Annotated in this window: 18 protein-coding genes and 1 pseudogene; 15 read left to right on the forward strand and 4 right to left on the reverse strand. The window is 71.5% G+C overall.

What is annotated here, in order from left to right:
• Positions 1-16: 16 nt before the first annotated feature.
• The 3 genes from LV457_RS06820 (at position 17) to LV457_RS06830 (ending at position 4,408) form a co-directional block, all read left to right on the forward strand.
• Positions 17-988, forward strand: a complete 972-nt coding sequence (locus LV457_RS06820) for a hypothetical protein (RefSeq protein WP_232170029.1) — start codon at positions 17-19, stop codon at positions 986-988.
• Entirely contained in the window at positions 985-2,439 is a 1,455-nt protein-coding gene (locus LV457_RS06825) for a TIGR04086 family membrane protein (RefSeq protein ID WP_232170030.1), read from the forward strand. Before LV457_RS06820 ends, LV457_RS06825 begins: the two co-directional genes overlap by 4 nt.
• Before the next feature lie 145 nt (positions 2,440-2,584).
• A complete protein-coding gene (locus LV457_RS06830) occupies positions 2,585-4,408 on the forward strand; it encodes a phosphoenolpyruvate carboxykinase (GTP) (protein WP_232170031.1) in 1,824 nt (607 codons plus the stop codon).
• A gap of 98 nt (positions 4,409-4,506) precedes the next feature.
• Here LV457_RS06830 and LV457_RS06835 read toward each other — a convergent pair whose 3' ends face one another.
• Positions 4,507-5,274 (reverse strand): hypothetical protein, encoded by a 768-nt coding sequence (locus LV457_RS06835; protein WP_232170032.1) that lies wholly within the window; start codon positions 5,272-5,274, stop codon positions 4,507-4,509.
• Between the two features lie 184 nt (positions 5,275-5,458).
• Here LV457_RS06835 and fadD4 point away from each other — a divergent pair, with 184 nt between their 5' ends.
• Both fadD4 and LV457_RS06845 read left to right on the forward strand, forming a co-directional pair.
• Positions 5,459-6,973, forward strand: a complete 1,515-nt coding sequence (fadD4, locus tag LV457_RS06840) for a fatty-acid--CoA ligase FadD4 (protein WP_232170033.1) — start codon at positions 5,459-5,461, stop codon at positions 6,971-6,973.
• A 2-nt stretch (positions 6,974-6,975) separates the two neighbouring features.
• Positions 6,976-7,917: pseudogene (locus tag LV457_RS06845) on the forward strand (enoyl-CoA hydratase/isomerase family protein); the annotation flags it as partial.
• 307 nt (positions 7,918-8,224) lie between these two features.
• Here the strand turns inward: LV457_RS06845 and LV457_RS06850 are convergent.
• Positions 8,225-8,953, reverse strand: a complete 729-nt coding sequence (locus LV457_RS06850; RefSeq protein ID WP_232170034.1) for an SDR family oxidoreductase — start codon at positions 8,951-8,953, stop codon at positions 8,225-8,227.
• An 85-nt stretch (positions 8,954-9,038) separates the two neighbouring features.
• Here LV457_RS06850 and LV457_RS06855 point away from each other — a divergent pair, with 85 nt between their 5' ends.
• The 4 genes from LV457_RS06855 (at position 9,039) to LV457_RS06870 (ending at position 11,920) form a co-directional block, all read left to right on the forward strand.
• Positions 9,039-9,851, forward strand: a complete 813-nt coding sequence (locus LV457_RS06855; RefSeq protein ID WP_232170035.1) for a helix-turn-helix domain-containing protein — start codon at positions 9,039-9,041, stop codon at positions 9,849-9,851.
• A 208-nt stretch (positions 9,852-10,059) separates the two neighbouring features.
• Positions 10,060-10,620, forward strand: a complete 561-nt coding sequence (locus tag LV457_RS06860) for an amidase domain-containing protein (RefSeq protein ID WP_232170036.1) — start codon at positions 10,060-10,062, stop codon at positions 10,618-10,620.
• A gap of 12 nt (positions 10,621-10,632) precedes the next feature.
• Positions 10,633-11,166 (forward strand): hypothetical protein, encoded by a 534-nt coding sequence (locus LV457_RS06865; RefSeq protein ID WP_232170037.1) that lies wholly within the window; start codon positions 10,633-10,635, stop codon positions 11,164-11,166.
• A gap of 220 nt (positions 11,167-11,386) precedes the next feature.
• Positions 11,387-11,920: a hypothetical protein gene (locus LV457_RS06870; RefSeq protein ID WP_232170038.1), complete on the forward strand. Its 534-nt coding sequence runs from the start codon at positions 11,387-11,389 to the stop codon at positions 11,918-11,920.
• A gap of 27 nt (positions 11,921-11,947) precedes the next feature.
• Here LV457_RS06870 and LV457_RS06875 read toward each other — a convergent pair whose 3' ends face one another.
• Entirely contained in the window at positions 11,948-13,099 is a 1,152-nt protein-coding gene (locus LV457_RS06875) for an acyl-CoA dehydrogenase family protein (RefSeq protein WP_308192173.1), read from the reverse strand.
• Between the two features lie 161 nt (positions 13,100-13,260).
• On the opposite strand from LV457_RS06875, the gene LV457_RS06880 reads away from it, so the two are divergent.
• The 6 genes from LV457_RS06880 to LV457_RS06905 all read left to right on the forward strand — a co-directional run bounded on the left by LV457_RS06880 (position 13,261) and on the right by LV457_RS06905 (position 18,922).
• Positions 13,261-13,773 carry a TetR/AcrR family transcriptional regulator gene (locus LV457_RS06880; protein ID WP_232170039.1) on the forward strand — a complete coding sequence of 171 codons (513 nt, stop codon included), beginning with the start codon at positions 13,261-13,263 and terminating at the stop codon, positions 13,771-13,773.
• 171 nt (positions 13,774-13,944) lie between these two features.
• Positions 13,945-14,889: an NADP-dependent oxidoreductase gene (locus LV457_RS06885; RefSeq protein WP_232170040.1), complete on the forward strand. Its 945-nt coding sequence runs from the start codon at positions 13,945-13,947 to the stop codon at positions 14,887-14,889.
• A gap of 123 nt (positions 14,890-15,012) precedes the next feature.
• Positions 15,013-15,504, forward strand: a complete 492-nt coding sequence (locus LV457_RS06890) for a MarR family winged helix-turn-helix transcriptional regulator (RefSeq protein ID WP_232170041.1) — start codon at positions 15,013-15,015, stop codon at positions 15,502-15,504.
• 138 nt (positions 15,505-15,642) lie between these two features.
• Positions 15,643-16,560: an acyl dehydratase gene (locus LV457_RS06895; RefSeq protein WP_232170423.1), complete on the forward strand. Its 918-nt coding sequence runs from the start codon at positions 15,643-15,645 to the stop codon at positions 16,558-16,560.
• A 20-nt stretch (positions 16,561-16,580) separates the two neighbouring features.
• Positions 16,581-17,657 (forward strand): CoA transferase, encoded by a 1,077-nt coding sequence (locus tag LV457_RS06900; RefSeq protein WP_232170042.1) that lies wholly within the window; start codon positions 16,581-16,583, stop codon positions 17,655-17,657.
• Positions 17,651-18,922: an amidohydrolase family protein gene (locus tag LV457_RS06905; protein WP_232170043.1), complete on the forward strand. Its 1,272-nt coding sequence runs from the start codon at positions 17,651-17,653 to the stop codon at positions 18,920-18,922. The genes LV457_RS06900 and LV457_RS06905 overlap by 7 nt, the downstream gene beginning before the upstream one ends.
• Positions 18,923-19,100: 178 nt before the next feature.
• Here LV457_RS06905 and LV457_RS06910 read toward each other — a convergent pair whose 3' ends face one another.
• Positions 19,101-21,269 carry an acyl-CoA dehydrogenase gene (locus LV457_RS06910; RefSeq protein ID WP_232170044.1) on the reverse strand — a complete coding sequence of 723 codons (2,169 nt, stop codon included), beginning with the start codon at positions 21,267-21,269 and terminating at the stop codon, positions 19,101-19,103.
• Positions 21,270-21,278 lie beyond the last annotated feature (9 nt).

The following is a 21,278-nucleotide window of genomic DNA, read 5'->3' on the forward strand; positions in this document are numbered from 1 at the left end:
TACCTTCGCCGGACGGGTGAACGCACTGGCCGCCGAGCTGGCCGACGAGCGGGTGGCCGCGATCGCGCGCGCCGCCGCCCGGCCCGCCACGGTGGCCGTGGGCGGTCGGCCCGGGGTCGGCGCGCCGACCGTGGCGGCGGCGCTTACTTCCGCTGGGCTGCCGGTGAGCAGCTCCGCCGAGGCGTGGGCCGCCGCCGACGTCGCGGTCCGGGTGATCGCGGACGCACCCAAACCCGAGGACCGCGCCGCCCTCGCCGCCGCCGCGGGCCGCCGGCTGGCCGTGCTGAACAAGGCCGACCTCTCCGGACACGGCCCGGGCGGTCCCGTCGCGGTGGCGCACCGGCGCGCCGCGGCCTTCGCGGCCACCCTGGGCGTCCCGGCGGTGCCGCTGATCGCGCACCTGGCGACCGCCGCGATCGACGACGCACTGGTCGGGGCGCTGCGGGCGCTGGCGCGCACCCCGGTCGACGCGGGAACAGCCGACGACTTCCTGGCCGCCCCGCACCCGGTGCCCGCCGAGGTGCGGCAGCGGCTGCTCGCAACGCTCGATCTCATCGGGATCGCCCACGGGTCGCAGCTCGTCCACGATCGGCCGGCCGTGGACGCCGCGGGGCTCACCGCGCACCTGCGCCACGCCAGCGGCGTGGGCGTCGTCGCCGGCGAGGTGGCCGCGGCGCTCGCCGACGCCTCCTACCGCCGGGTGGCGGCGGGGGTGTCGGCGCTCACCCGGCTGGCGGCGACATCACCACCCGCGCCGGCCCGGCGGCTGACGGCCTTCCTCACCGGCGACGAGCTGATCTTCGTCCGGATGCATGCCGCGGCGGCCGCGCTGGGCACCGACGCGTCCCCGCCCGTGGACTGGCTGCGGCTCGCCGTGCGGTGGCGGCGCGCCGGCCGCGGACCGGTGTCGGCGCGCGCAGCGGCGTGCGCCGCGGATCTCTCGCGGGGCGCGCTGCGGATGTGGGACCGCAGCGGGCGGCCGTCATGACCGCCGACCACGCGGACGTCGACGCATTCGTCGGTGACCTCGTCCCGTCCCGCATCGCCGCGCCCGACGTCATCCACCGCGACGTCGTCTGCGTCACCGGGCCGTGGCTGGCCGGCACCAGCAGCGTCGCCGCCGCGCTCGCCGCCGCCCTACCGGACGTCACGGTGGTCGAGCGCGACGACCTCGCGCCCGGCGAGGCGCCCGCGGTGGTGGTCTTCGCGGCCTCGGCGGTCGCGCCCCTCACGCCCTCGGACTGTGCGCTGGCCGAGACCGCGACCGCCGACACCGACGCCGTCATCGGCGCCGTCACCAGGATCGACGTGCACCACCGGTGGCGCGACGTGCTGGCCGAGGACCGCGACCTGCTGGCCGCGCACGCCGACCGCTACGCCGCCGTGCCCTGGGTCGGGGTCGCCGCGGCCCCGCAGCTGGGCCCGCCGCAGCTCGACGACCTCGTGGCGGCGGTGCGGGCCGCACTGGGCGATCCCGGGCTGGCCCGCCGCAACCGGCTGCGCGCCTGGCACACCAAACTCGACCGGTTGGTGCGGCGCAGCGACGCCGACGCCGCCGGCACCGGGTCGCAGCTGGCCGCGCTGCGCGAGCGCCGCAGCGCGCTGATCCGGCAGCGCCGGCTCGACAGCAGCGAGCGGGCGACGGCGCTGCGCGGCGAGCTGGCGCAGGCGCGGGTGCAGCTCGGCTACTTCGCCCGCAAGCGTTGCGCGTCGGTGCGCGGCGAGCTGCAGGAGGACGTGGCGTCGCTGCGGCGCGCCGGCTTCGGTGACTTCCGGCGCTACGTTCGGGCCCGGGTCGAGGAGGTCGCGACGGACGTCGACGCCGGCATCACCGAGCGGCTGGGCGCCGTGGCCGCCACGCTCGGCTTGCCGGCGCCGGCCGCGGCCCCGCCGGCGCCACCGCCCGCCGTGCCGGCGCCCGGGCTGCGCAGCCGACGGCTCGAGGGGCGGCTCATGATGCTGTTGGGGGCCGCGTTCGGCATGGGCGTCGCACTGACGCTGGGCCGGCTGGTCGCGGACCTGGCGCCGGCCTACGCGGTGGCCGGGATCGCCGCCGGTGTGCTGGTGGGGTCGGCGGTGGCCGTCTGGGTGGTGCGCAGCCGCGGACTGCTGCACGACCGGGCGCTGCTCGACCGCTGGGTCGGCGACGTGCTCGCCGAGGTGAGGGCTCACGGCGAGCAGCGGGTCGCCTCCTGCGTGCTGGCGGCCGAGACCGCGATGGCCGCCGAACTGGCCGCCCGCGACGCCGCGGAGTCCGCCGGCGTCGCCGCCGACGTCGAGCGCATCGACGACGAGCTGCGCCGGTTGGCCCTCGCCGAGGCACGCGCCGCGGCCCGCCGCGACCGCGAGCTTCCCGCGTTGCGACGGGCGCGGGAGAAGGTGGCCGCGGCGCTGTCCGAGACCGCGCCCGCGGACCCCGAATCCGTTACCCGGCGGTAACTTGCCGGTCGCCCGCGCAGGGGACGCCGCCCGATTGCCGTCGCAGCCCGTCGTCGCGTTAACCTGGTCAGTTAAGGGATGACTCGTCGCCGGTCGGCGGCGACATGCTCCTGAGCGTCTGGCCCCCCACGCAGGAGAAGTAGCGATGACCGCAGCGACCGTTCCCGGTCTGGACAGTGCACCCACTCAGCACGAGGGCCTGCTGGCCTGGGTGCGCGAGGTCGCCGAGCTGACCCAGCCCGACCGCGTGGTGTTCACCGACGGGTCCGGCGAGGAATGTGCCCGGCTCACCCGGCAACTGGTCGACGCCGGCACCTTCCAGACCCTGAACCCGGAGAAGCTGCCGAATTCCTACTTGGCGCTCTCCGATCCCAAGGACGTCGCGCGCGTCGAGTCCCGCACCTACATCTGCACCGAGCGCGAGGTCGACGCCGGCCCGACGAACAACTGGATGGACCCGGCGCAGATGCGCCGCACCATGACCGACCTGTACCGCGGCTGTATGCGCGGCCGGACGATGTACGTGGTGCCGTTCTGCATGGGCCCGCTCGACGCCGAGGATCCGAAGCTCGGCATCGAGATCACCGACTCGGAGTACGTCGTCATCTCGATGCGGACCATGACGCGGATGGGCCAGGCCGCGCTGGACAAGCTGGGCGACGACGGCTTCTTCGTCAAGTGCCTGCACTCGGTGGGCGCGCCGCTGGCCGAAGGCCAAGCCGACGTGCCGTGGCCCTGCAACGAGACGAAGTACATCACCCACTTCCCGGAGACCCGCGAGATCTGGAGCTACGGCTCGGGTTACGGCGGCAACGCGCTGCTGGGCAAGAAGTGCTACTCGCTGCGCATCGCGTCGGCCATGGCGCACGACGAGGGCTGGCTCGCCGAGCACATGCTGATCCTCAAGCTGATCAGCCCGGAGAACAAGGCGTACTACATCGCCGCCGCGTTCCCGTCGGCGTGCGGCAAGACCAACCTCGCGATGCTCCAGCCCACGATTCCCGGCTGGCGCGCCGAGACCGTCGGCGACGACATCGCCTGGATGCGGTTCGGTAAGGATGGCCGGCTGTACGCCACGAACCCCGAGTTCGGCTTCTTCGGCGTCGCGCCGGGCACCAACTGGAGCTCCAACCCCAACGCGATGAAAACCATCGCCAAGGGCAACACCGTCTTCACCAACGTCGCGAAGACCGACGACGGCGACGTGTGGTGGGAGGGCCTGGAAGGCGACCCGCAGCACCTGATCGACTGGAAGGGCAACGACTGGACGCCGGAGTCCGGCGAGAAGGCCGCCCACCCGAATTCCCGCTACTGCACGCCCATCTCGCAGTGCCCGACGCTGGCGCCCGAGTGGGACGACCCGCAGGGTGTGCCGATCTCGGCGATCCTGTTCGGCGCCCGCCGCAAGACCACCGTGCCGCTGGTCACCGAGGCCAACGACTGGCAGCACGGCGTGTTCATCGGCGCGACCATGGGTTCGGAGCAGACGGCGGCCGCGGAGGGCACGGTGGGCACCGTCCGCCGCGACCCGATGGCCATGCTGCCGTTCCTCGGCTACAACGTCGGCGACTACTTCCAGCACTGGATCGACATCGCGAAGAACGCCGACGAGTCGAAGATGCCGAAGATCTTCTTCGTCAACTGGTTCCGCCGCGGCGACGACGGCCGCTTCCTGTGGCCGGGCTTCGGTGAGAACAGCCGCGTGCTGAAGTGGGCGATCGAGCGCATCGAGGGCAAGGCGAACGGTGCCACCACGCCCATCGGGGTCGTCCCCAGCGCGGCGGACCTCGACCTCGACGGCCTGGACGTCGATCCCGCCGACGTGGAGGCCGCGCTGGCGGTCAAGCCCGACGAGTGGCGCCAGGAGATCCCGCAGATCGAGGAATGGTTCTCGTTCGTCGGCGAGAAGCTGCCGACCGGCATCAAGGACGAGTTCGACGCCCTGAAGCACCGCCTCTCCGACGCCTAGCTCGCGCCCCGCGAGCCTCATCCGCGCGAGCGTGCGTGTCTGTACCGCGACACGCCGCTACACGCGTGCCGGCAGCGCACGTTCGCGCTCGGTGACCGCTACGCCGCCGCGTCGATCAGGCGGTACTGCGGGCCACCCGCTCTGCGGCGACGCCAGCCCCGCACGCTGCGCGCCACTGATTTCGCGCCGCGCATGGTCGCTCCGCGGTGCACCCGACCGAAGTGCAGCACCAGCGTGATGCGACGGCTGCCCGGCGGAATCGGCAGCGTCGTGTGGAAGGTGCGGTAGCCCCAGAACAGGTAGAGGTCGCCGGGCCGTAGCGGCACCCTCGTCGCCGCAGCCGGGTCGACGGGACGGGTCCGCAGCTTGTCGACGGCGTTCCCGAGCACCGTGCGGCGATAGGGCCGCCGGTGCGGGTCCAGGATCAGCTCGCCCGATCGACCGGGGCCGCCGTCGGGCATGACGATCGGGACGACCGCGGTGAGCACCGTGCTGTCGTAGTGGAAGTCCAGCGGCGCGTGCCCGGTGCCGGTGACGATGCGCAGCAGGTGTTCGAGTTCCTCGTCGTCGCCAAGGCCGTCGTGGTCGACCGCGGCCGCCGCGCGGAAGAGGTCGGTGAGCCGCTGGTCGGCGATGAGCCGGTCGATGCTCGAACCGGAGCCGCCGTCGAAGTGGTCGACGAAGAGCTCGTACACGCCCTCGGCCGGCAGGTGTGAGGCGACGGCGGCGCGCGCGTCGGCGAGCCATTCGGGCGACAAGACGTCGGTCAACCGGGCGTAGCCGTGTTTGTCGATGGCGGCGGCGATGGCCTTCGCGCGGTGCCCGGCGAGGCGTGCCGCGCTCCGCGAACGGGTGGTCACGAGCATGCCGAATATGTTGCTCGAAACGCCGCAGTTTGACAAGGCAGATGGGCAAACAAGCCGTTGACGTCGTAAAAACCCGCAACATTGCGGACGCAGCAAATATTTTAGATATTGCAGCCGACCAAGTGACCAGCGTCTCCCCGACGGGCTCGACACCCGTCAAATCACCGCGTCGTACAGTCTCCCCATGCAGATCCGCGAGCATCTGGGACGGGACAAGCCGGCGATCATCCTCCATCCGTCCGGGACCGTCGTGACCTTCGACGAGCTGGAGGCCCGGGCGAATCGGCTGGCGCACCTCTTCCGCGCGCACGGCCTGGCCGAGGGCGACGCCGTGGCGATCCTCATGGAGAACAACGAGCACATGCACGCGGTCATGTGGGCCGCGCGGCGCAGTGGGCTGTACTACGTGCCGATCAACACCCATCTGACCGCTGCCGAAGCGGCCTACATCGTCGACAACAGCAGCGCGAAGGCCATCGTCGGATCGGCGGTGCTGCGCGACGTGTGCGCCGGGCTCGCCGAGCACCTGCCCCGCGGCCTGCCCGAGCTGCTGGTGATCGCGGACGGCGCGCTCGACGGCTGGCTGAGCTATCCCGACTGTGTCGCCGACCTGCCCGACACCCCGATCGACGACGAGATCGAAGGCGACCTGCTGCAGTACTCGTCGGGCACCACGGGCCGGCCGAAAGGCATCAAGCGCGCGCTGCCACACGTCCCGCCGTCCGAATCACCGGGCTTGATGGCGGCGCTCGTCGACTTCTGGCTCGACCCCGATGCCGTCTACCTCAGCCCGGCCCCGCTGTACCACACCGCACCCTCGGTGTGGTCGATGCAGATCCAGGCCGCGGGCATCACGACCGTCGTCATGGAACGCTTCGACGCCGAAGGCTGCCTGGACGCAATCGAGCGGCACCGCGTCACCCACGGACAGTTCGTGCCCGCCATGTTCACGCGCATGCTGAAGCTGCCCTCGGAGATCCGCGAGAAATACGACGTGTCCAGCCTCAAGCGCGTGATGCACGCGGCGGCGCCCTGTCCCGTCGAGATCAAGCAGCAGATGATCGAGTGGTGGGGTCCGATCGTCGACGAGTACTACGCCTCCTCCGAAGCGCACGGCTCGACGCTGATCACCGCCGAGGAGTGGTTGACGCATCCCGGCTCGGTCGGCCGACCGCTGACAGGTGCGCTCCACATCCTCGACGAGAACGGTGACGAGCTGCCGCCCGGTCAGCCCGGCGAGATCTACTTCGAGGGCGGCTTCGACTTCGAGTACCTCAACGACCCCGACAAGACGGCGGCCTCGCGCAGCAAGCAGAACTGGAAGACCGTGGGCGACATCGGTTACGTCGACGCCGACGGCTACCTGTACCTCACGGACCGGCGCCACCACATGATCATCTCCGGCGGCGTGAACATCTATCCGCAGGAAGCGGAGAACCTGCTTGTCACGCACCCCAAGGTGCTCGACGCCGCGGTGTTCGGCATCCCGCACGACGAGATGGGCCAAGAGGTCAAAGGGGCGGTGCAGCTCGTCGACCCGGCCGACGCTACGCCCGAGTTCGAGCGCGAGCTCCTCGAATGGCTGCGGGAACGGTTGGCGCACTACAAATGCCCGCGCTCCATCTCGTTCGAGGCACAGCTCCCGCGCACCGACACCGGCAAGCTGTACAAGCAGGAGCTGATCGCCAAGTATTCGTGACCATGCGTGTCGTCGACCTCGCCGATGAGCCCGCCGATCCGGGGCCGGGCGTCGTCGTCGCGGTCGGTGACCTCACCGCGCCCCACGCCGAATACTGGTTGGACAGAGCGACTTTCACGCTGACCGACCAGCCGACGACCGACCGGCGGGCCGTGACGGTGCGGTACGTCCACCTCGACGTCGGGCGGCTGCAGAACCAGTGCGAGGTGTCGCCGCATGCCGCTCAGATCGGTGACGACGTGCTGCGGGCGCTCGATCCGTCGGCGCCGGCGTATCGGGGGGTCATCACCGAATCGCTGGCGTACTCGACGCTGCAGGCCGGGCCGGAGTTCCAAGCCTGGTTGGCGCAGCGCGAACCCGCACCGGTGCCCGACATTCCCGACCCGGTGCTCGTCGACCGCGACGGCGACACCCTGCATATCCGGTTCAACCGCCCCGCCCGGCACAACGCGTTCTCCACCGACGCCCGCGCCGCGCTGCTCGACGCGCTGGAGGTGGCCCGGCTCGATCCGTCCGTCGACGAGGTCGTGCTGTCGGGCAACGGGCCGTCGTTCTGCAGCGGCGGCGACCTCGCCGAGTTCGGCTCCTTCGCCGATCCCGCCGAGGCACACCTCGCCCGCACCCGCTACAGCCCGGCGCTGGTGCTCGACGCACTGCGCACCCGCCTCGGTGCCCGGCTGCGCGCGGAGATCCACGGCAAGGTCTACGGCAGCGGGCTGGAGATGGCGGCGTTCTGCGGGCGGGTGTCCGCACACCTGGACACGGTCCTGGTGCTGCCGGAGCTCGAGCTGGGGCTGCTCCCCGGCGCGGGCGGCACCGTCAGCATCACCCGCCGGATCGGCCGGTGGCGCACCGCATATCTGTTCCTCACCGGGAACGCGCTGCCCGCCGAACAGGCGAGGGAATGGGGCTTGGTCGACGACGTCGTCGCCGAGCCGGCCGCGCACTCGCCCCGCGTCATCCGGATGCTGCCCGAGTACAGCGTCGACTATCCGCTGTGGGAGGCCGGCGGACCGAAGAGCCCCTTCGACCCCGGCGACCTGGGCTTGAGCGAGGAACTCGATGGCGCACTGCTGGATTGGGCCGCCCACTTCCACCGCCACTTCCATCACGACCGCGGCTGGGACACCCCGGCGCACCGCGATCACTGGGCGCGCTGGGCCGACGATCTCGCCGCCCGGCTGGAGCGGGAGATCGCCGGCTGGGGCGTCGTCGACCGCGACTACTACTGGCCGCTCGGCGACGCCTGACTCAGCGCTGCCGGGCCGGCCGGACGATGATCTCGTTGACGTCCACGTCGGCGGGCTCGTCGATCGCGTAGGCGATGGCCCGCGCGATGGCGTCCGGCGGAATGGTGTCGGCGCGGTACTCGGTCATCGCCGCCGCGGCCAGCGGATCGGTGATGGTGTCGGCCAGTTCCGACTCGACGACGCCCGGCGACACGGTGGTGACCCGGATCGACGGGTCGGCCTCCTGCCGCAGCCCCTCGGTGATCGCCCACGCCGCGTACTTGGTGCCGGAGTAGACCGCGGCCGTCGGCACCACCTGATGAGCGCCGATCGACGCGACGGTGATGACGTGCCCGCCGCCTTGCCGCTGGAAGTGCGGCAGCACCGCCGCGATGCCGTGCAGCAGGCCGCGCACGTTGACGTCGATCATGCGGTCCCACTCGTCGACCAGCAGCGCGTCGAGCCGCGACAGCGGCATCACGCCCGCATTGTTGACGATGACGTCCACCCGCCCGTGGTCGGCGACGGCGCCGTCCACGAACGCCGCGACATCCGCCCGGTCGGTCACGTCGAGGCGGCGGACGTCGATGCTGCCGCCGGCGTCGCGGACGCGCTGGGCGAGGTCGGCGAGGCGGTCTTCCCGGCGGGCGCCCGCGACGACGTGGTGGCCGGAGGTGGCGAGCCTGGCGGCGACGGCCTCACCGATACCGCTGCTGGCGCCGGTGACGAGGATGATCTTCTGCGCTGTCATGCCTCTAGCGTCGGTGCCGGCGGCCTCGCCGACCAGGGTGCATCGCACCCACGCTGAACGGACCCGCCGTGCCTACGCTGGACCGGTGACCGAACTGGGTGACTACCTCAAGGCCCGGCGGTCGGCGCTCACCCCCACCGACGCCGGCCTCGTCAGCACCGGCGTGCGGCGGGTGCCCGGCCTGCGCCGCGAGGAGGTGGCCCTGCTGGCCGGCGTCAGCGTCGACTACTACATCCGGCTTGAGCAGGGCCGCGAACGCTCGCCGTCGGCGCAGGTGCTCGACGCGCTCGGGGCGGCACTGCGGCTCGACGACGACGGTCGCAGCCACCTGTTCCGGATGGCCGGGCTCACGCCGCGCCCGGCCCGCACCGAGACGCCCGACCGCGTGGACCCGGCGCTGCTGCGGCTGATGGAGGCCTGGCCGAACAACCCGGCGCTGGTGTACAACCGCGCCTACGACGTAGTGGCCGCCAACGCGCTGGCGTCGGCGCTGTTCGGCGAGCTGGGCGCCGTCGGCAACCTGCTGCTGCTGGTGTTCACCGATCCGCGCGCCAAGGACTTCTATCCCGAGTGGCACCAGATCGCAGCCGACGCCGTCGCCGGTTTTCGAATGGCCTATGGCGCAGCCCCCGACGACCCGCGCGCCCGCGCGATGCTGGCCCGGCTGCTGGCCGACAGCGAGGAGTTCCGCACGCTGTGGTCGGCGCACGAGGCGCGCCGGAAGCGCATGACCAGCAAGACGTTTCGGCATCCGGAGATCGGCCTGCTGACGCTCACCATGCAGACCTTCGACGTGCGCTCGGCGCCGGGGCAGGAACTGATCGTCTACGACGCCGAACCGGGCAGCCCGAGCGCCGACGGGCTGCGGCTGCTGGGCAGCATTGCGGCCAGCCGCTGATTTTCCGAACGCACATGCTGGCGGCCGCGCAGCGCGCACGACCGACGCGGCCCGGGTGGACGACGCGTGGCCGTAGTCGCTCGGTTGTGGTCGACACCTGCGCCGCAGCCCGCACAAAGCACTTCGTGACCCGAGCGAATACGACCAGATTTGGTGACGGGAGGGACTGAGCGGCGAGCCTAGACTCGCGGAATGGAGGTTCCCATGTATGGTCGCCGCCGATCCGCACCGGGCCAATCCCGACTATGACAATTTCGGCGCCGGTGGCGGGGACTGCACGAACTTCGCTTCTCAAGTAATGCGTGCCGGCGGATTTGAGGATGTCGGCAACGGCATCGACGATTGGCGCCGCGGCGATGCTGACGACTGGTACTACAACAACGGTCCGCACTTCCCCGGCAACACCAACTCCAACACCTGGTCAGTCGCCCAAGCCAACCGCAACTTCATCGTCAACTCCGGCCGCGGCCAGGTCGTCGGCACCGCACCGATGCCAGCCGACCTCGCCGCACCCGACCCTCTAGCCCCCTCGAAGGCCGGCCTGGTCCCCGGTGACCTTATCTATTACCACGACACCGCCACCGGCACCATCAACCACACCGCCGTCTACGTCGGACAAAAATTCGAGAACGGTGCGCTGGTGGATATCGTTTACCAGCATGCGTTGGGCACTAACAACTTTCATGACGACTGGATGCCGGACAACCCCGGTTTCAACGGCGGCAACGCTTCGGTCGAATTCGTCCACCTCACTTACCCCGGAGAATGATCGATGGCTCGCATGAGCAAGACCCGTCGCGCCATGGCGATAGCCGCGTGCACCGTCTTCGGCGTCCTCGTGGTCGCCGCGGTGGCCTGGTTCGGGTACTGGCACGTCGTCGACAGCCGGAACCCCTACGGCGGCCACAATTCATACGGCATGCGCGACTACACCCCCGACGTGCAGCAGGAAGCCGCCCGCAAGATCGTCGCAGGGCTCAACACCGGGAATCCCGACCGCGTCCAGCTGGTTCGTTACCACGGACGCCCGGAATACGAGGCACCTAACGCGGCGATCAAAGCGAACATCACCGCTGTCCTGCCCGCGCCGGGATGCCGATACGTCCTCGACGCCGTCGAGGACAAGGGCGAACAGGCTCACCCCGCCGACCTCGTGCCCTGGTACGCCAAGTCCGTCGAGCACGCCTGGGGCTTCGACATGAGACTGCAGCAGCAGTGCCCCGGACGACAACCAACGTCCCGCACGATTCGCGTCATCGCGATCGCCGGAATAGGTGGCTACTGGGCCGAAGCAGCCCTCAGGGAACAGGCGTAGGCGAGCGGGACGCCGATCCGCCGACCGCTACTCCAACCCGCCGCGCGAAACGAGTTACGCCGCGATCACGTTGCGCTGGATCTCGTTGGTGCGACCAGATGCGTTGCGCACTAACAACTTTCATGACGACTGGATGCCGGACAACCCCGGTTTCAACGGCGGCAACGCTTCGGTCGAATTCGTCCACCTCACTTACCCCGGAGAATGATCGATGGCCCGCATGAGCAAGACCCGTCGCGCCATGGCGATAGCCGCGTGCATCGTCTTCGGCGTCCTCGTGGTCGCCGCGGTGGCCTGGTTCGGGTACTGGCACGTCGTCGACAGCCGGAACCCCTACGGCGGCCACAATTCATACGGCATGCGCGACTACACCCCCGACGTGCAGCAGGAAGCCGCCCGCAAGATCGTCGCAGGACTCAACACCGGCAACCCCGACAACGTCGAGCTAATGCGCATTGACGGACAACCTGAATCGGACGCCTACCTCAAAGCAATCGCCGAAAATATCACTGCAGTCCTGCCCGCGCCGGGATGCCGATACGTCCTCGACGCCGTCGAGGACAAGGGCGAACAAGAACACCCCGCCGACCTCGTGCCCTGGTACGCGAAGTCCGTCGAGCACGCCTGGGGCTTCGACATGAGACTGCAGCAGCAGTGCCCCGGACGACGACCAACGTCCCGCACGATTCGCGTCATCGCCATCGCCGGAATAGGCGGTTACTGGGACGAAGCAGCCCTCAGGGAACAGGCGTAGGCGAGCGGGACTCCGATCCGCCGACCGCTACTCCAACCCGCCGCGCGAAACGAGTTGCGCCGCGATCACGTTGCGCTGGATCTCGTTGGTGCCCTCGCCGACGATCATCAGCGGCGCGTCGCGGAAGTAGCGTTCGACGTCGTATTCGGTGGAGTAGCCGTAGCCGCCGTGGATGCGCACGGCGTTGAGCGCGATCTCCATCGCCACCTCGGATGCGAACAGTTTCGCCATGCCGGCTTCCATGTCGCAGCGCTCGCCGCTGTCGTAGCGCTCGGCGGCGTGGCGGGTGAGCTGGCGGGCGGCGGTGAGCTTGGTGGCGCCGTCGGCGAGGTAGTTGCCCACCGACTGGTGCCGCCAGATCGGCTGGCCGAAACTCTCGCGCTGCTGGGCGTAGGCGAGCGCGTCGTCGAGCGCGGCCGTCGCCACCCCCAGCGCGCGGGCCGCCACCTGGATGCGGCCGGTTTCCAGGCCCTTCATCATCTGCGCGAACCCGCGGCCGGGCTCGCCGCCGAGGATCGCCGACGCGGGTACGCGGCAGTCGTCGAAGGCCAGCTCGCAGCTCTCGACGCCCTTGTAGCCGAGCTTCGGCAGATCGCGCGACACCGTGAGCCCGGGATGCGGGTTCTCGACGAGCACCACCGAGATGCCCCGGTGCCGCGGGCTGGCCTGCGGGTCGGTCTTGCACAGCAGCGCGATCAACCCGGACCGACGCGCGTTGCTGATCCACGTCTTGGCGCCGCGGATGACGAGCTCGTCGCCGTCGGCGGTCGCGACGGTCGACATGTTCTGCAGGTCCGATCCGCCACCGGGCTCGGTGAGCGCCATGGTGGCTCGCAGGGCGCCGGTCGCCATCGCCGGGAGGTAGGCCTGCTGCTGCTCGTCGGTGCCGAACAGCGTGAGCAACTTCGCGACGACGGTGTGGCCACCCATCGCGCCGGCGAGGCTCATCCAGCCGCGCGCCAGTTCCTGCGTGACGAGCACGTAGCAGGGCATGGACACCGGGGAGCCGCCGAACTCCTCGGGCACCGCCAGCCCGAAGATGCCGATGCGCTTCATCTGCTCGATCCACGCCTCGGGATAGGTGTTGGTGTGCTCCAACTCGCGCACCGACGGCCGCACCTCGCGGTCGACGAACGTGCGGACGGTCTGGACCAGCATGACCTCTTCGTCGCTCAACACCCGTCCATAGTGACCGGGGCCGAGCCGGCTGCCGGCATGGGGCGCGCCCGAGATGGCAGGCTCAGCTCCGAAGCGGCGGACCTGCCCTTACCGTGGAACGGGAGATGGCGCCCCAACCTCGCAAGCTCCGGAAGGACGCAGCGGAGAACGCTGAACGCGTGATGGCAGCTGCGGTCCGATCGGGCTTGGCCGAGGGCAGGTTCGTGCCGCTGGAACAGATCGCGGCGGACGCGGGCGTGGGCATCGGCACCCTCTACCGCCGGTACCCGAGCCGCGAGGCACTGCTCGAAGCGCTGGCGGTGCGCGCCTACCGCTTGATCCTGGCCGAGGCGCACGACGCCATGGCACACGGCGAGACGGGCCTTGATGCGATCGGCCGGTTCCTGCGCCAAACGTTCGACCACCGCGACGAGCTGGTGCTTCCCCTGCACGGCGCACCCATGACGGCGGACACCGAATCCGCCGAGCTGCGCAGTCAGATGCACCAGATCATGGAGGCGATCGTGGCGCGCGGCCACCGCGACGGCAGCGTCCGTCCCGACGTGACCGCGGGAGCGGTCGTGCGATTCGGTGCCATGCTCGCGCGCCCGATGTCCAATGTGCCCGACTGGCCGGACGCCGCGGCCGAGCAGCGGGCCATCTTCCTGCGCGGCATCGCAGCGCACGACGGGTAGGCGTCGGCCGCTCTGGCTTTAATGGAGGATTTCCTCCGCTTGACCTAGGGTGAGGCGGGTGGCCGTCGGCGTGTGACCACCGTCTCCCACCGGGCGGAATTGCTTCGACGTCGAAGCGGTTATAGGCCGCGTAACTGCTTCGACTTCGAAGCAACAACCGAGGAGGAAATCATGAAGGCTGTCCGATTCCACCGTTATGGCGGTAGCGACGTGCTGCAGTACGAGGACGCCCCGCAACCGGCCCCGGGGCCCGGGCAGGTGCTGATCGAGGTCGCCGCCACGTCGTTCAACCCGGTCGACGCCGGCATCCGCGGCGGTTATCTCGCGCAGGTGTACTCGATCGCCTTCCCGCACACTCCGGGGGTCGACGTGGCCGGCACCATCGCCGCGGTCGGCGAGGGCGTGCACGGATGGGACGTCGGCGATGCCGTCGTCGCGTTCCTGCCGCTGGACGCCGACGGGGCCGCCGCGGAGTACGCGATCGCGCCGGCGGAGTCACTCGCCGCCGCCCCGACGTCGGTGCCGCTGGCCGACGCCGCCGCGCTGCCCGAGGCCGCATTGACGGCGTGGCAGTCGCTCTTCGAGATCGCCGGTCTCACGAGCGGCCAGTCGATCCTGATCAACGGCGCGTCTGGTGCGGTGGGCGGCTACGCCATTCAGTTGGCCAAGCAGGCCGGAGCCGTCGTCACCGCAACCGCCAAGCCGCGCGACGCCGACCGGCTGCGCGCCCTCGGCGCTGACCGTCTCGTCGACTACATCGACTTCACGCAGTCGCCGATCGTCGTCGAGGGTGCGCCCTTCGACGTGGTGCTCAACCTGGTCGGAACCACCGACGAGCAGACCGAGGCCTTGATCGGCGTCGTCGCCGACGGCGGCGTCCACGTCGGCACCATGGTCTTCGGGCCGGAGAACCCGGGGCGCGGCGTCCGCAGCCAGCGGGTCTTCGTGCGCAGCGACGCCGCCCAGTTGGCCGAACTGGTCAGCCGCGTCGACGCCGGTCAGCTGCGCATCGAGGTGGCGCACCGCCGCCCGCTCGCCGACGCCGCGGCCGTACACGAGGAATCCGACACCGGACGCCTGCACGGCAAGACCATCCTGGTGCCCGGCGACCGCTGACCGACCGCTCCCGAATCCGACGGCAACACCGATAGCCCGGCGCCGTCCCGCCCGACATCGGGCGGGACGGCACCGTCCACGTCCGTCGTAACGCTTCGACATCGCAGCACTAGTGTGGGGCGCATGGCCGATGCCCTCGACCCGGCCGAGCTGCGCGCCTACTTCGCCCTGATGGAGGCCGTCAGCCTGCTGCAGTACGCGGTGCGGCAGCAACTGCAGGACGACGGTGGCCTCAGCTATGTGCAGTTCGAGATCCTGGCCAAGCTCGCCGACACCGACCATCCCGTGACGATGACCGAGCTGGCCGACGGCGTGGTGTACAGCCGCTCCGGGCTCACTCACCAGGCCAGACTGCTGGAGCAGCACGGCCTCATCACCCGGCAGCCGTCCCCGGACGACCAGCGCGCCACGGTGGTCGCTCTCACCGACCAGGGCCGCGCTCGCGTCGCCAAGGTCCTACCCGGCCACATCCGCGTCGTGCGTGAGCTGCTGTTCGGCGCCCTCGATCGCCGCGACGTGCGAACCCTCGGCGATCTGATGGAGACCGCACGTGACCACATGCGATCCCGACCGCCCCGCTCCGCCGCACCGCGGAAGCGCCGCGCAGCGCACTGACCGCTGCGCGCGGGCGTGGCCGCACGCCTGCCGCCGCCTCCTTGACCGGTGTCGAGCCGGCTGCCAGCATCAGGCGCTGTGACGGGCCCGTACTTCGACGACCTGCACCGCGGACAGGTCTTCGACGCGGCGCCGTCGATGACGCTGACGCCCGGCGCGGCGGCCGTCCACCAAGCCATCCTCGGGGACCGGCTGCGGCTGTCGCTGGACGCCGAGCTCGCGCGGACGGTGACGAAAGCGCATGCGCCACTGGCGCATCCGGCGCTGGTATGCGACGTGGCGATCGGCCAGTCGACGCTGGTGACGCAGCGCGTCAAGGCCAACCTGTTCTATCGCGGGCTGACGTTCCACCGATTCCCGGCGCTCGGGGACACGCTGTACACCCGCACCGAGGTCGTCGGACTGCGGCAGAACACCGCGAAGCCGGGCCGGGCGCCCACCGGGCTCGCCGCGCTGCGGATGACGACCATCGACCAGCTCGACAACCTCGTCCTCGACTTCTACCGCTGCGCGATGCTGCCGCTGCGCCCCGACGCCGGCGACACCGGTCACCACGACGACCTGACGGCGATCGGCAGCGAGGTGGCTCCGGTCGGCGACCCGGCGGACGGCTGGGACGCCGAGGCGTTCCGCGCCCGCGTACCCGGTCCGCACTTCGATCCCGCGCTGGCGGGCGCGGTGCTGCACGGCGCCGCCGACGTCGTGAGCAGTGCTCCGGAACTCGCGCGCCTCACACTGAACATCGCCGCGACACACCATGATTCGCGGGTCGGCGGCGGCCGCCGGCTGGTGTACGGCGGGCACACCATCGGGTTGGCGCTCGCCCAGGTCACCCGGCTGCTGCCGAACCTGGTGGCGGTGCTCGGCTGGCATTCCTGCGACCACACCGGTCCGGTCTTCGAAGGCGACACGCTCGTCAGCGAGGTGCACGTCGAGGCCGCCGAGCCGCGGTCCGAGGGGGGCGGGGTGCTCACGCTTCGCTCGCTGGTCCGCGCGGTCGGCGACGGGCAGGACCGCCCGGTGCTCGACTGGCGATTCCGGGCGCTGCTGTTCTGATCGGCGGCCACAATGGCGTGATGACGCTCGTCGTGCCGGCCGCGGTGGTGCGGGCCGCACAGCAGGTGGCCGACGACATCGGCCGGCTCGGCGGGGTGTGCGTCGACGCCGCCGACGAGCTCGCCGGACGGGCCGCACTGCGCGGGTTCCCGTCGCCGGGGCGGATATCGGCGGGCGGAGCGTCGCGGCTGATCGCCGGAGGCGATGGCTGGTGGGCGCTGACGCTGTCGCGTGCCGACGACGTCGCCGCGGTGCCTGCGCTGCTCGAGGTGGATGCGGTGCCCGACGATCCGTGGCCGGCGCTGCTGGACGCCGCCGCCACTCGGCCCGCCGCCGAGCTGGTGGCGCGGGCGCGGCTGCTCGGCTTGCCCGCCGCACGGCTGGGTGAGGCCGAGCCTGCGCCGCCGACCGTAACGCGTTGCGGCGACCAGCATCCGGTGCAGCTGCCCGACCTCCTGGTGGTCGACCTGTCGGCGATGTGGGCCGGGCCGCTGTGTGGCCGCATCCTCGCCGACGCCGGCGCGACCGTCGTCAAGGTGGAGAGCCCGCAGCGCCCCGACGGCACCCGCGCCGACCCGGATTTCGATCGGTGGATGAACGGCGGAAAGGTCCGGTATACCGTCGATCTCGACGACCCGGCGCTGCGCGAACTGCTCGGGGCGGCCGACGTCGTCATCGAGTCGTCGCGGCCCGGCGCGCTGTCGCGTCGCGGGCTGGGACCCGACGACTGTCGGGCCCGTCCGGGGCGAGTGTGGTTGCAGCTCAGCGGTTACGGCGCCGATCATCCCGACCGCGTGGCCTTCGGTGACGACGCCGCGGTGGCCGGCGGACTGGTGGGCGACGGCCCGGTGTTCTGCGGCGACGCGATCGCCGATCCGCTGTCGGGTCTCGAAGCCGCCCGCTGCGTGCTGGCGAGCCTGGCCGACGGCGGCGGCACCGTGATCGGGCTGGCCATGGCGGCCGTCGCCGCGCGGTACGCCGCGTTGAGCCGGGACGGCTGGGTGACGCTGCCGTCGCGGCGGCCGTCTTTGCGGTGGAAACCTGTGCGCCAGGCTGGTTTTCAGCAGCTGACGGCCGGGCGGGCGGCGCCGTGCTGATCCGCCGCGCTGCCCTTGCCGACGGGCGGCTCGCCGACATTCGGGTGGGCGAACAAATCACTGACGTCGCACCGCAGCTCGATCGCCGCCGGGGTGAGGACGAGTTCGACGCCGACCATGGCGCGGTGCTGCCCGGCCTGCACGATCACCACCTGCACGTGCGTGCGGCGGCCGCTGCGCTGCGGTCGGTGGCGGTCGGACCACCGCGGGTGAACGACGCCGGGCAATTTGCGGCGGCGCTCCGGTCGGCACTGCCCGACGCCGACGGCTGGGTGCGGGCCGTCGGCTACCACGAATCGGTGGCCGGCGACCTCGACCACGCGGTGCTCGACCGGATCGTCGGCAGCACGCCGTTGCGGGTGCAGCACCGCAGCGGCGTGCTGTGGTTCCTCAACAGCGCCGGGCTCGCGCGCGTCGGGATCGCCGGACACCCCGACGGCCGACTCCGCAGCGACGACCGCCGCTGGTCGGCGTCGCTGCCGCGGTTGCAGCCCGACCTCGCGGCGTTCGGCGCCCTGCTCACCCGCTATGGCGTCACCGGCGTCACCGACGCCACGCCCGACCTGCAGGACGCCGCGGCGTTGGCGGCGGCACTGCCGGTGCGGCTCCACGCGCTCGCCCCGGGCAAGCGGATCCTGCACGACGACGAGCTCGACCTCGACGAGCTCACCGCCTGGATCACCGCGCGCCACGCCGACGGTGTGCCGGTCGCCCTCCACTGCGTGACCGTGCCGCAGCTGGTGGTCGCCGTTTCCGCGCTGGCGGCGGCGGGCCGGCAGCCGCGCGACCGGATCGAACACGCCGCGATGGTGCCCGACGACATGGTCGCCGACCTGGTCGGCGTCACCGTCGTCACGCAGCCGGGCTTCGTCGCCGAACGGGGCCGCGAGTACGTCGCCGACGTCCCGGCCGACGAGTGGCCGCAGCTGTGGCGCGTCGCAACCCTGCAGGCGGCCGGCGTCCCGGTCGCCGGGAGCACCGATGCGCCGTTCGGGTCGCCGGACCCGTGGGCGGCGATGCGGGCGGCCGTCTCCCGGCGGACGGCTGCGGGCATAGTGCTCGGCGAGCGCGAATCCGTCACGGCCGCAACGGCGCTCGCGATGTTCAGCGGGCACGCCGCGGATCCGTGCCGGCCCCGCCGCATCGCGCCGGGCGAACCGGGCGACCTGTGCGTGCTCGGCCCGCCGCCCGACGAGGCGCTGCGTGCCCTGGCGTCGGACATGGTGACGGCCACCGTCGTCGGCGGCCGCCTGGTCCACGGTTGACTGTCGCTTGCTGGCGTCGAGATCCACGCCAAGTGCGGCGACACCCCCCGCGAGCGTGCGCGCACGACACGGCTTTCGCGGCGTGTCGGCGTACAGACACGCACGCTCGCGGTGCCGACGGGGGCACGCCCGGGAGCGCGCGGCACTCGCGGGCGACTGGGCAATCGGGGCGCGGGCGCTACTTGATCAGCGGGTCGCGGGGGAGGCCGAGGATGCGCTCGGCGATCGAATTGCGAGTGATCTCCGACGTGCCACCGGCGATGGTCATCGCGCGGTTGCCCAGATAGGTCTGCGTCAGCTGCGGCGTCTCGCCGATGACCGCCGCGGTGCCGGCAATGTCCATCGCGAGCTCGGTGAGGTGCTGCGACTGCTCGGCCACCAGGAGCTTGGTGACGTTGCCCTCCGGCCCGGGCTCGGCGCCGGTGATGGCCCGCGTCGCCCGGCGCAGGTTCAGCAGCCGCAGCGTGTGCGTCTCGGCGATCACCTCGCCCGCCCGCCGGACGTAGTGCGCGGCGGTGTCGGCGGGCGCGCTGTCGAGCAGTTTCACCAGGTCGTCGACGGTGTAGCCGGTCGGGGCGCCCGACCCGCCGCCGATGGAGATCCGCTCGTTGCCCAGCGTCGCCCGCGCCACCAGCCAGCCGCGGTTCACGTCGCCGACCACGTTCTCGTCGGGCACGAACACGTCGTCGAAGAAGACCTCGTTGAAGTGCGAGTCGCCGGTGAGCCCCCGCAGCGGATTCACCGTCACCCCGTCGACTTTCATGTCGATCGCCATCATGGTGACGCCGGCGTGCTTGGGCGCGTCGGGATCGGTGCGGACGGTGGCCAAACCCCACTGACACAGGTGCGCCAGGCTCGTCCACACCTTCTGCCCGGTGACCCGCCAGCCGCCTTCGACCTTCTTCGCCACGGTCCGCACGGCGGCGGCGTCGGAGCCGGCGCCGGGCTCGGAGAACAGCTGGCACCACATGACCTTGCCGCGCAGCACGTCGTCGACCCACCGCTCGCGCTGGTCGTCGGTGCCGGCCTGGGCGATCGTCAGCGCCACCCAGCCGGTGATGCCCAGGTCGGGGCGCTCGACGTCCCGGAACTCCTCCTCGACCACCAGCTGTTCGACGACGTCGGCGCCCCGTCCCCACGGCTTCGGCCAGTGCGGCACGAAGTAGCCGGAGTCCACCAGGAAGTCGCGGCGCTCGTCGGCCGGCAGCGCGCGTGCCCGCTGCGCCGCCTCGCGCGCCGCGCGGCGGTACTCCTCGGCCTCGGGCGGCAACGTGAACGCCGCCCCGTGCGCCTGACCGGAACGCTGCGCGTCGACGACGTCGAGCAGCGGGTCACCGCCGTCGGCGGTCACGGCGGCCAGCGTGCGGGCTCGCCGCAGGTACAGGTGCGCGTCGTGCTCCCACGTGTAGCCGATGCCGCCGTGCAGCTGAATGTTGTGCTGCGCGTTGAAGATCTGGGTGCGGATGGCGTGCGACGCGGCGACCGCCGCGGCGAACCACGCGCTGTCGAGGTCCTCGCCGCGGGCGGCGTCCCACACCGCGGCCGTGGTGGCCTCGGCGTTGACGAGCATGTTCGCAGCATGGTGTTTGACGGCCTGGAACGTGCCGATGGTGCGGCCGAACTGCTCGCGCACCTTGGCGTAGTCGACGGCCATCTGCAGGGTGGCCCAACTGGTGCCGACGGCCTCGGCCGACGCCAGGATGCGGAACGCGGTGCGCGCGGCCCGGGCGGCGCCCCGCAGCACGCGGTCGTCGGCGACGCTGACGCCGTCGAGGGCCACGGTGCCGATGCTGCGGGTGGTGTCCAGACCGGTGCGCGCGGTGACGGTGACGCCCGCGGCGGCGGCGTCGACCACCACGACGTCGTCCCCGGCGACAACAGCAATGACGTCGGCGTCGGGGGCGCCGAGGACCGCCCGGCTCTCCCCGGTGACCGTGCCGTCGCCACCGACGCGCGCCGTGCCGGACACCGCGAGCGCACCGACCCGGCTGCCGTCGGCCAGGCCCGCAAGCAGCTCGCCGCGAAGGCTTTCCGAGCCGGCGCGGTCGATCACGAGCGACGTGACGACGGTGGGCAGGAACGGGCCGGGGCAGACCTCGCGGCCCATCAGCTCCAGCACGATCGCCAGCTCTTCGATCCCGAATCCGGCGCCGCCGAACTGCTCGCCCAGGGCCATCGCCGTCCAGCCCTGCTCGGCGGCGGCCCGCCACACCTCGTCGGGATGCGCCGACCCGTCGGCCAGGGTGGCGCGCGCCAGCCCGCGACATCCCAGCCTCGACAGCTGACCGGCGACCGCGTCCGCCAGGTCGTTGTGTTCCTCGGTGATGGCCAGCGCCGACATGCTCACGAGATGTCC

Source organism: Mycobacterium sp. MYCO198283, assembly GCF_021213805.1.
In the GTDB taxonomy this organism is placed as follows: Bacteria; Actinomycetota; Actinomycetes; order Mycobacteriales; family Mycobacteriaceae; genus Mycobacterium.

Bases quoted from the DNA above. Each gene is read 5' to 3' on its own strand.
- LV457_RS06825 (WP_232170030.1), top strand. From the start codon at position 985: ATGACCGCCGACCACGCGGACGTCGACGCATTCGTCGGTGACCTCGTC.
- LV457_RS06830 (WP_232170031.1), top strand. From the start codon at position 2,585: ATGACCGCAGCGACCGTTCCCGGTCTGGACAGTGCACCCACTCAGCAC.
- LV457_RS06835 (WP_232170032.1), bottom strand. From the start codon at position 5,274: ATGCTCGTGACCACCCGTTCGCGGAGCGCGGCACGCCTCGCCGGGCAC.
- fadD4 (WP_232170033.1), top strand. From the start codon at position 5,459: ATGCAGATCCGCGAGCATCTGGGACGGGACAAGCCGGCGATCATCCTC.
- LV457_RS06850 (WP_232170034.1), bottom strand. From the start codon at position 8,953: ATGACAGCGCAGAAGATCATCCTCGTCACCGGCGCCAGCAGCGGTATC.
- LV457_RS06860 (WP_232170036.1), top strand. From the start codon at position 10,060: ATGGTCGCCGCCGATCCGCACCGGGCCAATCCCGACTATGACAATTTC.
- LV457_RS06865 (WP_232170037.1), top strand. From the start codon at position 10,633: ATGAGCAAGACCCGTCGCGCCATGGCGATAGCCGCGTGCACCGTCTTC.
- LV457_RS06870 (WP_232170038.1), top strand. From the start codon at position 11,387: ATGAGCAAGACCCGTCGCGCCATGGCGATAGCCGCGTGCATCGTCTTC.
- LV457_RS06880 (WP_232170039.1), top strand. From the start codon at position 13,261: ATGGCAGCTGCGGTCCGATCGGGCTTGGCCGAGGGCAGGTTCGTGCCG.
- LV457_RS06885 (WP_232170040.1), top strand. From the start codon at position 13,945: ATGAAGGCTGTCCGATTCCACCGTTATGGCGGTAGCGACGTGCTGCAG.
- LV457_RS06890 (WP_232170041.1), top strand. From the start codon at position 15,013: ATGGCCGATGCCCTCGACCCGGCCGAGCTGCGCGCCTACTTCGCCCTG.
- LV457_RS06895 (WP_232170423.1), top strand. From the start codon at position 15,643: ATGACGCTGACGCCCGGCGCGGCGGCCGTCCACCAAGCCATCCTCGGG.
- LV457_RS06900 (WP_232170042.1), top strand. From the start codon at position 16,581: ATGACGCTCGTCGTGCCGGCCGCGGTGGTGCGGGCCGCACAGCAGGTG.